This window comes from Pseudoalteromonas luteoviolacea (genome assembly GCF_021654285.1).
GTDB classification, from domain to species: Bacteria; Pseudomonadota; Gammaproteobacteria; order Enterobacterales; family Alteromonadaceae; genus Pseudoalteromonas; species Pseudoalteromonas luteoviolacea_J.
Map to the genome: position 1 here is coordinate 1 of NZ_JAKFZS010000059.1, position 12,097 is coordinate 12,097.

Annotated in this window: 15 protein-coding genes and 1 pseudogene; 11 read left to right on the plus strand and 5 right to left on the minus strand. The window is 39.5% G+C overall.

Annotated features, from left to right (window positions below; all coding sequences use genetic code 11):
* Window positions 1-79 precede the first annotated feature (79 nt).
* The 4 genes and pseudogenes from L1077_RS27720 to L1077_RS26545 form a co-directional block, all read left to right on the plus strand.
* Window positions 80-250: pseudogene (locus L1077_RS27720) on the plus strand (SAM-dependent methyltransferase); the annotation flags it as partial.
* Window positions 251-307: 57 nt separating this feature from the next.
* Window positions 308-571 carry a hypothetical protein gene (locus L1077_RS26535; RefSeq protein WP_237139771.1) on the plus strand — a complete coding sequence of 88 codons (264 nt, stop codon included), beginning with the start codon at window positions 308-310 and terminating at the stop codon, window positions 569-571.
* A 52-nt stretch (window positions 572-623) separates the two neighbouring features.
* Window positions 624-1,046: an energy transducer TonB gene (locus tag L1077_RS26540; RefSeq protein WP_237139772.1), complete on the plus strand. Its 423-nt coding sequence runs from the start codon at window positions 624-626 to the stop codon at window positions 1,044-1,046.
* A gap of 323 nt (window positions 1,047-1,369) precedes the next feature.
* Complete coding sequence (locus L1077_RS26545; RefSeq protein ID WP_237139773.1) at window positions 1,370-2,704, plus strand: N-acetylmuramoyl-L-alanine amidase; 1,335 nt, start codon at window positions 1,370-1,372, stop codon at window positions 2,702-2,704.
* 117 nt (window positions 2,705-2,821) lie between these two features.
* On the opposite strand, the gene sigZ is transcribed toward L1077_RS26545, so the two are convergent.
* Both sigZ and arsH read right to left on the minus strand, forming a co-directional pair.
* A complete protein-coding gene (sigZ, locus tag L1077_RS26550; protein WP_237139774.1) occupies window positions 2,822-3,382 on the minus strand; it encodes an RNA polymerase sigma factor SigZ in 561 nt (186 codons plus the stop codon).
* Between the two features lie 45 nt (window positions 3,383-3,427).
* The gene (arsH, locus tag L1077_RS26555; RefSeq protein ID WP_237139775.1) at window positions 3,428-4,171 is read right to left on the minus strand and encodes an arsenical resistance protein ArsH; all 744 of its coding nucleotides are present in this window, start codon (window positions 4,169-4,171) and stop codon (window positions 3,428-3,430) included.
* Between the two features lie 180 nt (window positions 4,172-4,351).
* On the opposite strand from arsH, the gene L1077_RS26560 reads away from it, so the two are divergent.
* From L1077_RS26560 to L1077_RS26575, 4 genes are all read left to right on the plus strand, one after another.
* Entirely contained in the window at window positions 4,352-4,561 is a 210-nt protein-coding gene (locus L1077_RS26560; protein WP_237139776.1) for a hypothetical protein, read from the plus strand.
* 229 nt (window positions 4,562-4,790) lie between these two features.
* Window positions 4,791-5,177 carry a thiol-disulfide oxidoreductase DCC family protein gene (locus L1077_RS26565; protein ID WP_237139777.1) on the plus strand — a complete coding sequence of 129 codons (387 nt, stop codon included), beginning with the start codon at window positions 4,791-4,793 and terminating at the stop codon, window positions 5,175-5,177.
* A 22-nt stretch (window positions 5,178-5,199) separates the two neighbouring features.
* Window positions 5,200-5,658: a hypothetical protein gene (locus L1077_RS26570; protein ID WP_237139778.1), complete on the plus strand. Its 459-nt coding sequence runs from the start codon at window positions 5,200-5,202 to the stop codon at window positions 5,656-5,658.
* A gap of 104 nt (window positions 5,659-5,762) precedes the next feature.
* Window positions 5,763-6,824: a Kelch repeat-containing protein gene (locus tag L1077_RS26575; protein WP_237139779.1), complete on the plus strand. Its 1,062-nt coding sequence runs from the start codon at window positions 5,763-5,765 to the stop codon at window positions 6,822-6,824.
* Between the two features lie 21 nt (window positions 6,825-6,845).
* On the opposite strand, the gene L1077_RS26580 is transcribed toward L1077_RS26575, so the two are convergent.
* Entirely contained in the window at window positions 6,846-7,244 is a 399-nt protein-coding gene (locus L1077_RS26580) for a winged helix-turn-helix transcriptional regulator (RefSeq protein WP_237139780.1), read from the minus strand.
* A gap of 134 nt (window positions 7,245-7,378) precedes the next feature.
* Between L1077_RS26580 and L1077_RS26585 the strand changes: the two genes are divergently transcribed.
* A complete protein-coding gene (locus tag L1077_RS26585; RefSeq protein ID WP_237139781.1) occupies window positions 7,379-7,858 on the plus strand; it encodes a nuclear transport factor 2 family protein in 480 nt (159 codons plus the stop codon).
* Between the two features lie 71 nt (window positions 7,859-7,929).
* On the opposite strand, the gene L1077_RS26590 is transcribed toward L1077_RS26585, so the two are convergent.
* A complete protein-coding gene (locus L1077_RS26590) occupies window positions 7,930-8,463 on the minus strand; it encodes a hypothetical protein (protein WP_237139782.1) in 534 nt (177 codons plus the stop codon).
* 11 nt (window positions 8,464-8,474) lie between these two features.
* A complete protein-coding gene (locus L1077_RS26595; protein ID WP_237139783.1) occupies window positions 8,475-9,680 on the minus strand; it encodes an MFS transporter in 1,206 nt (401 codons plus the stop codon).
* Window positions 9,681-9,828: 148 nt separating this feature from the next.
* Here L1077_RS26595 and L1077_RS26600 point away from each other — a divergent pair, with 148 nt between their 5' ends.
* Entirely contained in the window at window positions 9,829-10,779 is a 951-nt protein-coding gene (locus tag L1077_RS26600) for a LysR family transcriptional regulator (RefSeq protein ID WP_237139784.1), read from the plus strand.
* 786 nt (window positions 10,780-11,565) lie between these two features.
* A complete protein-coding gene (locus L1077_RS26605; RefSeq protein WP_237139785.1) occupies window positions 11,566-11,733 on the plus strand; it encodes a hypothetical protein in 168 nt (55 codons plus the stop codon).
* The last annotated feature ends 364 nt before the right edge of the window (window positions 11,734-12,097 follow it).

Here is a 12,097-nt window from a genome sequence, read left to right on the forward strand (position 1 = left end):
AGGTTATGTTTTTTGATCTGATCACGCAAAAGGTCAGAAGTTCAATTATTTAGGAAACAAGGCCCCTGATTGCTTCAAGTTTATTAGTCAGCCGATAAAAGAAGTTGATTTACCAAAAGAGTATTTTGATTTAATTGTTTGTAATGGCTCCTCACATGCTTTTGGAGAGGGGGAAAGTGCGCTGGAAAGTACCTTTTCTGAGGTTTTAAAATTATTAAAGCCAGGAGGAAGACTTTTACTTGGCGAGTGCTATTGGAAGCAGCAGCCGGACCAAAACTACTTGGATGTATTGGGTGTTACGCAAGATATGTATCAAACTCATCATGGCAATATAAAATTGGCTCGAGAAGTAGGATTTACTGCTTTATATGCTACAACAAGCAGTGAAGAAGAATGGGATAATTTTGAGTGGAGTCGAGTTATGAATATTCATTCGCTTTTAGGAGAACCCGATTGTGAAGATACAATAAGGCTAAATGCTCAAAAGTTAGATAGATGGATGGATATTTATCTTGAATGGGGGAGAAGTACTCTCGGATATGGCTTTTATATTTTTAGAAAAGACATATAATGAAAATTACTTTTTGTATTTATAGTTTTAGGGATTAATAATAAGGATATATATGCGAAGTTTTACACTTGGAATAATGGTTTTATCGTTACTTGGCTGTTCTTCATCAATGGATATAGAGAATACTGAAAATAGTAATGTCATGGATTTAACAAAATCAAAATTGCTTGTTGAAAAATATTGGGAAAATACCAAGCGTGTTGCACCGCTTTACCCTGTAAGAGCAGCAAAAAAAGGCATAAGTGGCTGTGTTGAGTTTGAAATCGTGATATCTAGTAAAGGTCAAGTATCTGAGTACGAAGTCATCAAGTCCATTCCTGAGGGGATCTTTAATGTTGAAGCAAGAAAGGCTTTGAAAGAGTTTAAATGGACACAGACCAAAGATAACCTGATAGCACAACCTGTCCGTACGACGTTGCAGTTAGATTTTTCTGTAGAGCCGTTTAAATCCGTGCCTGAGTGTGCTCCTGCATAAGTTAGTTTTGATTGCGAGCAAAGCATATGTAGCCTTGCTCTTTTTTACAATTGATCTCATTGAGTTTTAACCAGTAAGTCAAACAATGAAACTGTGTTTAAGAGCCAAATAAGAACACGTGAATGGTTAGAATAACACACAGTGTTTTACATACATTAAACCTGATTTGAGCTTCATTTAGGTTAAATAGTTTTCTCACTTTGTTTAGTGACTGGTGAAAAAATATGGAGTTGTGCATATTTACCAATATTAATTTCACTTACTTTATTTCATACACTAGTATAACCTTGGTTAATGCAGTATTTTTCCTTAAAGGATGAGCTTTGAAAACCGCCTTATTATCTTCAAAATTATTGACCAGTTCATTTATAGTTTTGTGCATACTTTTTGTAGCAGTAAATAGCGTCAAAGCACACGCAAGCAACAGTATTGAATCGGTACGTCTTTGGTCAGCACCATCGAGTACGAGAGTCGTTTTTGATTTAAAAGATAAGCCAGATTATTCATTTTTTAGTTTACGTTCACCAAATCGCTTGGTCATAGACTTTGGCGATAGCCAAGCTCAAGTTGATTTTAAAAAGCTAGCTCGAAGCGATCATCGAGTTAAAAAAGTGCGAACCAGTACACCTAAAAATAAAAAATCTAAACGCGTTGTATTAGAGTTAGAGGGTACTTACAAGCTGGTCGTTTTTCCTTTAGCACCTACAGGGCAGTATGGTCACAGGCTAGTGGTGGAACTGCATGATACCGCAAAGCCTAAACCTGTGGTTAAAAATAAAAAGGCTGATGAAAATAGAGACGTTGTGATTGCGATTGTCGCCGGGCATGGTGGGGATGACCCGGGCTCTATTGGATATAAGGGCAGTTATGAAAAACATGTGACTTTGGCGATAGCTAAAAAACTCGCAGCTCAACTTAATAAGAAAAATGGCCTAAAAGCGGTTTTGATACGGACCGGAGATTACTTTGTCAGGCATGAAAGAAAGCCGCGAATGGCACGAGAAAATAAAGCTGATTTATTAATATCAATCCACGCCGATGCGTTTACGTCGCCTCAGCCAAATGGCGCTTCTGTTTTGGTGCAATCGGCTCGAAGAGCGAATTCTGAATTTACCAAAGTCATAGCAAATCGCGAAAAAGAGTCTCAATTATTGGGTGGCGCAGGCGAGATAATTAAAAATACGCAAGACGATAATTTGGCCGTGATCCTCGCTGACATGACCAAAGAGTTTACTACTCAAAGTAGCTACATGTTTGCAACAGAAGCTTTAAAAGAGCTGAAAAAGGTGACTAAGTTACACAAGACAAAACCTGTCGGGTTAAGTTTAGCGGTATTGACGGCGCAAGATATACCATCAGTCCTTATTGAAACGGGCTTTATATCAAACCCAAAAGATGAAAAAAACTTAAATAATCCAGCTCATCAGAAAAAGTTGGCGACGGCGATTACTCGTTCGATCCAAAATTATTTTAATCGTTACCCTCCTAAAGGCTCCTTATTAGCGAGCAAAAACATGCCAGTGCATAGTGTAGTAAATGGAGAATCATTATCGCTGATTGCACAGCGGTATAATGTTTCTTTATCAGCACTTAAAAAAGAGAATGGGCTCAAGTCTAACATTATCCATGTTGGGCAGAAGCTGACGATCCCAAAGTGATAAGTCTATAATTGAGTGCTTTCAAATGGGTATTTTACCTTTAGTGCATTTTAGCAGCAGCGACTGATTAGAAAACTCACATAGTGAATTAAATAAAGATAGCTATTTATACTCACTCTATTTATTAGCGGGCTTTAACTTGCGTGTATTAAAGTCCGCTTTTGGGTGGTATTCAATAAGGTTGCCACGTTTATCCAAATCATAGTCACAGCAAGCATGAAAAACGTCATTCAACTCTGTTCGAGCTTTTTGTACACGGGATTTTACCGTTGAATAGCTTATAGATAGCTCTTGTGCGAGTTGCTTTTGAGATTTACCTTCAAGCTCCACTTCTTCCAATAAAGAGGCGCTTTTTTCAGGCAGTGCTTGAATAAAAGGCCTGATGCATTGTGCCAGTTCCATTTTTATATTTCTTTGCTGCGACTCATACCATAGTTGCTGTGATTCAATGTGTTTCTCTTGTCCATTTTTGCGGTAATGATCTATCACAGTATGGTGCGCTATTTGAAAAAGCCATGCTTTAATACTGCTTTTTTTATTTAAACTGTGCATAGCTAGGTGTGTTTTAAGCAATACATCTTGAAGTAAGTCTTCAACATCATCTGGATTAGAGACTTTGCTATGTAAAAACGCCTTTAAGCTGCTTCTATATACTTGCCAGATTTCTTCTATGGTCATATCAATCCTCTAAAGAGCAATAGCACGTACTATTGCCCATTTATATTAGCAGCACGGCACCTGTTTAGATTCAACGGGTGGTGTTTTTTGCTCTAAGATATCTGCCATCGCAGCGGATGCGTATGTTTGTGGCGTAACTTTGGCTTTTCGCTCACTGTATCTATCTACTAAAAAATCTTTATTGTCTCGGGTTAAATAGGTAAAACGCATCAGTTCTTCCATCACATCAACAACTCTATCTCGATAGCTACTTGCCCTCATGGAACCATCGTCATTAAATTCATTGTAAGCTTTCGCTATTGAAGACTGGTTAGGTATGGTTAGCATGCGCATCCAACGTCCTAAAATACGCATATTATTCACCGCATTGAAGCTTTGCGAGCCTCCACTGACTTGCATGACGGCAAGAACTTTACCTTGTGTAGGCCTTACCGCCCCAATGGATAAGGGGATCCAGTCGATTTGGTTTTTAAGTGCAGCAGACATATTGCCATGTAGCTCAGGTGAGCTCCATACTTGTGCTTCAGACCAAGTAACTAAATCTCTAAGCTCAATGACTTTGGGATGCTCTGCACTCTCGCCATGATCAAATACAGGCAGACCTTGAGGATTAAAATATCTGACTTCTGCGCCCATATCGGTCAGTATATTGCCGGCTTCAATAGCTACTTTTTTACTTATGGAATTGGCTCTTAGTGAGCCATATAAAATAAGCACTCTTGGCTTGTGTGCAGATCCAGTTTTTACTGGGGCTTGTAAGTTGAATGAGTGAGTGTCGAGATATTGCATAAATGCCTCCAAAATAATTAACACCTATAAGACGGGGAAGTGTTAAAAAAGACGAAAATCTCTCATTATTTTTGGAAAAATACACTTGTTTATATTTTGTTTTCTTTTTTGTGTTGTTTTGTTAGCATTTTGCCGTGGTTATACAATCACATCAATTATTAAAATAAGGAAAGACAAATAATGATTAAAACAACACTCGCTGCATTAGCTGCCATCATAACTATTTCACTGCCTAGTATTGCTACAGCTGAGGAAGCGACTTACGTCGTATGTTATAAAAATGGTTCATTCTTGTGGTATGAAGAGGCATATAGTGATGGTTCCATTAATAGCGCGTATTTTCGTTGTATCAATGAAGGTGGCACGCCACGCGTTTTTGGTGGTCGATAATCATAGCGAAGTAGTTAGCTAAGCTTGAATATACTAATCAGAAATAGGGCCATACAAGTGTGGCTCTTTTTACTTTTATACCTCATGGGTTTGTTGGCTCTGCGCATAAGCTAATTTGTTGTAATTTGGTTTAATCTGTTCACTTTCTGCGTTATTGTGTATTTACAAGCGCGGTGCTGATCGTATTTATCTGCATGTACGTATCGGGTAATAAACAAGAGTGATAAACATGACTAGATTAACGATATTTTTCGATGGTACTTGCCCACTTTGCGTGAAAGAAATGACGGCATTGACTAAACGTGACAAGACTGCGCAAATTAAAACAGTGGACATACACAGTGATGAGTTTGTTAACTATCCACACATAGACCCAAAGCAAGCTAATTTAATTTTACATGCGCTTGACGAGCAAGGCGGTTTGTTGCTGGGATTAGATGTCACACATCGTGCATGGCAATTGGTCGGCATGGGGTGGCTGTACGCACCACTGCGCTGGCCTCTCATTAAACCAATCGCGGATAAGGTTTATTTGTTGTTTGCAAAAAATCGTTATCGTATCTCGTATTTACTAACAGGCAAGTCGCGTTGCGAAAGTGGCGTGTGCCGCCGTTAATAGATTGCTATCAAGGAAGGTGATGGTCAAGTTAATTATCCAGTCTCGACTACAAAATGTGATAGATAGGGCTTACAAAGTTGCATGTTTTTCTTTGTTACAGTTTACGATTGCGAGCTTGTGTATTTTTGCGTTTGATGCGCGTATAAATCAGGATCAAATATATGTTGCACTCGTATTCATTGCTTTCATTGTTATGGTTCCCCCTATCTGGTTAGCAGTATTTAATACAGGAAAAAGTCGCGTGGTAGAACACGGTGTTAAACTGAGCGAAGATAGTTTTGAATTGATACAACTCGGAGAAAGTAGCTTGTTATCTCGCTCTGAAATTATTGAATTTAAGGTGGCATATGGCTTACTGGGGAAGCAGCTTAGCATCACAGATGAGTCACAAAACACAATTCGCTTTGGCTATTATGCTTTCAACGCTCGGCAAAAACGAGAAATCACTGCCTATCTACAAGAATCACTTCAAGTCTAATATGCTAATTTAGTTACATAAGTTTTAAGTTGAGGAAAAAGTCACAGGCATTAGGGGCCTAGTATGCTTTACTTCTCAGACCACAAATGTAACCACTTCAACCTATGAATAAAAAGTTTTACGCAATTTTAATCACCTCTTTTTGCGCTATTGCACTGCAAGCTTGTTCTATTGATTCAACGCTAGGCACAGCGCTTGAGTCGAAAAATATTCAATGGCAATCACAGGCAAGGTTACCCGCACCACTTCAAGAAGTGTACCCAACCGTTTTTGATGAAAAAATATATGTTGCAGGGGCTTTTGAACATATGCCTCCTGAACATGCTGTGCTCGCTCACTTGGCGGCATCTATAAATACTTATGTGTACGATGCACAAACTCAAAAGTGGACGCGTGGCCCTGTGTTGCCAGAACCTCGACATCATTTAGGACTGATAGCCAATGACAATGTGCTTTATGCAATAGGTGGATTTAATGCAACATCAGACGACGCATGGCAAGTAAAACGTACCGTTTACACATTACAAAAAGGGCACAATACATGGGGAGTAGGGCCTGACTTACCAATGCCTCTGGGGGAATCAGTGTACGGTGTGATCAATGGCTATGTCCATGTTGCTGGTGGTCGCACTTTGATAAACGGTAAATTGAGCGACACAAATGCGCACTGGGTATTGAAGGCTGGTCAGTGGCAGCAAGCTGCGCCTTTGCCGATTGCCAGTAATTCAGCGACGTCAGTGGTGATTAATGGTCAATGGTATGTGATGGGGGGTCGTGTTAATGCACTCGATTTTAAAAATCTTGATAATTTATGGCGATATGACGCTCAGCAGGATAGCTGGGAGAACCTTGCAAACATGCCGCAGGCCAGTGCTGGGCTAGCTGGTGCTGTTTTAAATGGCCAAATCTATGTGTTTGGTGGTGAAGAGTATACATACATCACGAACAACCTCGGAGAACGAGAAATGAAAACGCGTACCTTTGATGGTATTTGGCGCTACGATCCGGATTCCAACCTTTGGCATACGGAACCGGCTACAATGACCTCGACGCGCCATGGGCTTGGTGCGTTAACTTTAAACAATCACATCTACTTGTTGGGTGGAGCAACACAAGCGGGGGCAACAGGCACCTCCGCCATATTTGAGCGTATGTCGTTACAATAAAAAACAGAGTATGAATTGTGGCTATTGTCGAATATTCGCCATCAGCTCTTCTAATAATGCTGCCCGATCGTTTTGTGCACGCTCGACTAATTGCGTTGGTATATTTAAATCCGGAGCGTGCTTTGCGCTCCAAAGTATCATTTCCAACAGAGTCGGCATTAAATCTATGCCAGGCTCTGTAAGTTGATATACCTTTTTTCGCTTATCTTTCTCATCAGGTAATTTCTTGATGAGTCCTTGCTTTTCTAACTTCTCTAAGCGACTGGATAGAATGTTGGTAGCCATCTTTTCTTCAGAGTTTTGTAGTTCAGAGTAAGCATGTTTAGCAAAAAACATCAGATCTCTGATGATCAGTAAACTCCATTTATCCCCAACAATATCAAGCACATTAGAGATAGGGCAGTCAGAACGTTTGGTCATAATAGGTCTCTTTTTTCGATATGCTCACATGATAATTCACTTGCATTTTGCAATCAAATAATTTAACTTGCATTTTAAAAGTTAAATGCAAGGCGATTAAAGCCTTGATTGAATCAAGTTTTTAAGGGCAAATAATGAGTACACCACAGATCAATTTACAAGCACTAACTCAACCTCACTGGCAAACAGAGGAGCTTGGTAATGCCCAAGCTGTGGTTGAATTTGTGCAGTTACTGATGAATGATCACAACTTTGACGAAGTCATCGCGCGCTTTGGAGAAGATCAATACAAGCAGCACAACCGTACAATGGCAGATGGTATCGGTGGTGTGGTAAAAACGCTTAAAGACTTTGTGAAATTAGCACCTGAGTTTAGCTATGACGTCAAACGCATGTTTGTTGATGGTGAACAAGTGATCATTCACTCTCATGCGACATTAAAAGCAAAGCACCGTGGTGATGATACAAAAGGCATGAATATCATAGATACGTGGACTGTGAGAGAGGGGAAGTTGGTAGAACATTGGGATGCGATACAGCCGTTAGATATGTCTATGCGACTGTATAACTTGTTTATGGGCGGTAAAATTAACAATGCGAATGGGGTCTTTTAACCCTGGTTCAAACGAGGTTCTTAGCCCACTTTTATTGGCTATAGTGGGCAATGTTAAACGTCTGTTTTGAGTTAACCCGGCTTATGTACCACCTTATTTATCTCAATCTTGTGACAGGTTTTGCCATAGCCGAGCGCATATTTGAGCGTTGGAAATACGCGGTAGGTGCTGATACTAAAGCTTAATGTGATTAGCCCTGGTTGACCCCAAAGTGAAACAATTTGTGCTTTGAGGTCATCAGCATCTGGATCATGGGCCAGTACCAGCTCGGTAAAGCGCATGGTAAGCGCCACCTCTTTAGGCACCTTGTCTTGCTGGTTTTTTATAATCTTTTCAATAAGCGCCGCGTCTAATCCAGCTTCTAATGCCATATTGACAGCAAGTTGTATGCATGGCCCGCAATCTTCATTGATGAGTGTGCGTATACGTGCGGCAAATAACGGGGCAACAGGTACCTGTGCGCTATGGGATGACATGCTGGTAAAGCCCCAATATTTGAAAAAAGCGGCCAAATTAGATTGCAAAATATCTTCCATATATTGCACATCATAGTCGTATCTTGATTTCATATCTTGTATCTGTTTATTCAGCAAAAATTTGATCATGATACTTCCTTTTATTGCTTAGTTTGTGTGGTAAGAGTGGGAGTAGATTGTCCCTTTGCAGGAGGCGCTGTTTTGAGCGGCATATATAAAATGACAGCACAAAGCGCAAATAGTGACGCACAGAGCGTGAGCATCAGGCTATAGTCACTTGGTTTTATTAAAAATGCGGCTAGCATGGGTCCTGATGCCATCGCAATAGAAGATACGAGTGAGCTTATAGTAGACAGTCGTCCACTGGGGCTGATATCAGCTATCGCCGCAAATAAAAAGGATTGTACTGCTGGCCATGCAAAGAAGAACAGGGCCAGTGCGACAATATAGGCATTGATGGAGATGGTTGGTTGAAGTAATACAAGTACAGCAACGAGACATAGTGAAACGCTGATTATGGTCAGTGGTCTTCTTTTAACAAATGGTGCTTGTATCATGGGAATGACAGCACCTAGCAGACCTAATAATCCTGTAAAAGCAATATAAGTACTCACTTGCGTTTCATTTAAGTTTGCTTTCATGCCAATTAAACCGACATAAGCATAAAGTGCGCTGGCAGCGGTTAAATAAATAAAGATGACCAGCATAATTGTTATTGAAAGGCCCAGTGATCTTACTCTTGTATGGCTTTCTTGTGACTTATTGTTAGTTGCAAAGCGCCCGGCAGGAATACTTTTTGCCATTAAAATACTCAAGGCCGCAATTGTCGCCATGACATAAAATACAGCATATGCACCAAAGTTAAGCTCAAGCTGTGGTAGTGTGTACATCACCAATGCACCAATGATAAATTGGATAAATAACAAAAAGCCAAAAGCCCGATTTGTATTGTACATTTTTGCAAGCACAGAAAATGACACGCCAACGGCCAGCCCACCTGCAAAACCTGCGGCAAATCTCAGCACCAACAAGGCGTCAAAGTTAATAATCGCGGGAGTGGTTAGTTCTAAAAGTAGTAAGACAGACATAGCACTGATAATCGTCGGTTTCCAATGTATATTTTTCACACTCAAAATAGCCAGCGCAGTGCCAAATAAAGCGCCATATCCATTGAGTGCAACAACTTGACCAGCTTGGCTTTCTGTATGTCCTAAGCCGTTTGCCAGTGCGTTCATTAAACCCGGTAAAAAATTGATATAAGAGAGCCCTGACATAGCAATGAAAGCAACCGCAAAATATAGTCTTAACGGTTGTTTATCTGGTGTATCCTCGTTGAGTTGTCGCAAAACTTAGCCTCCAAATAGTACTTTAAAATGGTTAGCTCAGTGTATGAAGACGTTATTCATGGAAAAATAGTAAAAAATACAGAACAACCATGAATATAATTCACGGATTAAACTGGTACATTAGAGATAAAAAAGAAGGAACATATTAATGGACAAGTTAAGAGCATTGGAGCTATTTATTGCAACTTGTGAAGAAGGTAGCTTTGCCGCGGCCTCGGCATATTGTAATACTGATCCATCCGCGGTGAGTAAAGCAATTAGTCGTTTAGAAGCGCAGCTTCAAGTGACTTTGATCCAGCGTTCAACCAGACAGTTGAGTGTCACCGATGCGGGTAAGCAATACTTGTCTACAGCACAAAAGCTGTTACAGGAACTCTCTGCGTGCGAAGGTGAGATTAAACACCTCAATGATTCGCCAAGTGGGGTGTTGAAGGTCAACTCCGCGGTATGTTACGGACATTTGTACTTACGCCCCGTACTGGCTGCGTTTTGTGCGCGCTACCCCGAAATTAAACTCGACTTGCAAATTAATGACTTGCATACGGATGTTATTGAGAGTGGTGTCGATATTGCGATTCGAACTGGTCATGTGAAAGACAGTCGGCTGATAGCAAAAAGGCTGAGTCCGATGGACTTTTTTGTCTGTGCATCACCAGATTATTTAGCTAAAAATGGCACACCTGTACTACGAGATGACTTTAAAGCACATCACTGGATAGGATTTCGCATTAAAGAAACGCAGCAACTGCAACCCATTTATTTACCAGATGAACAAGGTGATTATGCTCTGTATGACCTTGAGTCAAGTCATATTACGGACGATGGGGAAATGATGGTGGCAATGTGCGAAGATGGATTAGGGTTTGCGCAATTACCGCACTTTTTGGCAAAAGCTGGCTTAGAGTCAGGCAAACTTGTTTCTGTGTACCCGTACTTTAGACCACCACAAATAGAGAATGGAGTATTTGCAATATACCCTAAACGCACTTATTTACCTGCTAAAGTACGCGTTTTCCTGTCATTTTTAACTGATGCACTCAAAAAGCAAAATGAAAGTGCGTATCAGACATGGGCTGAACAAGTTACTTATGTGAGATGACGAATATTTCTGTCGTTTATTCTATTGCTCAATCAAACACGGCATTCACTGATTGCAGATTATGTTGTGGTTGCGTGTATGGAGGAGCTAGTAGAAATAGATGTTGCGGCTCTGAGAGCCAGTTATCTCTATACGCTAAATACCAAATTGGTATTTAAAACCATGAAAGTTGGGTTAATATGATAGGTTCGCTTGAGTTTCGCCTCAACGGCATCGATGTATATGCTTGCTTTTTATCGCTATGAAAAGGTGTATTGAGCTTTTCACTTAGACCTATAAATGAGCGCGATGATGAGTACATTGTTTATATTGATCTATAAGTATTTGAGTCTTTAATTTTGTAAGATAGTAGATTGTGAATTATGTTTTTCTATATTTCTTATTCATGATTTTTAAATGAAAAATATGCCAGTCAATTTTAATGTGGTTTTTAATATTAAATTTTTAATATCTCCAGCGTTTTTAGTCGTGTAATAAAAGTGCCTTTAATTTTGTGTTGGCGAGCTTAGATATTAGGTAGCACTATTTAAAATTATAAATTTCAAGTTCTTGTTTAATTTTTGTTGAGTTTTATTGTTGTTTTTATGTATTATTTTGTTGGGTTTAACTTTCTTTACTGATTTTTTGGTGATTTATATTAATGATATATCATTAAATAATGTTCAGTAAGGTGGTTTTGTCTAGTGAGAACAAAAATTGAGTGTTGGTGTTGAAATCTACGATATAATTCTTAGTTTCTTTGCTAATGCGTAATTGGTAAATAAAGATAAATAATAGAGTTCTACTATGAAAAATATATTAAAAATAAAGAAGAAAAACTTAGCAACTTTGTCAAAGGATAAAAGTAAACTACCTAATGCGCTCACGCCAAATGTAGCAGGTGGTGTTTGTACAAACTGTGCAAGTGGCTGCCATGAGTTAGTTCAAGGTAATACGAACCTCAAAAATCACTAATATTAGTTAATCTAAGTGAAGCTTATGTGGTAGTCACATAAGCTTTTTATCCTATGATTCATTTTTTCGCTTAGCTTGTGTCTGTCTACTCACACTTTAGGACACCAAAAATGGAGGAAGGGGTATTTGCAATAACCCTCGAAAAGCAAAAATGAAAGTGCTTATCAGAGGTGTGAAGATGAACATTTCTCCCGTTTATTCTATTTCTAAATCAAACACAGCATTCACTGACGCAGAAAATGTAATGGTTGCTTGTAAGTATCGCCCAGTAGATAAGTAAGCGCTGTCAATTTGCGAGCCAGTCACCTCTATGCGCTCAATACCGTATTGGTATCTAGAGCTATGAGCGTTGGGGTCGATACAG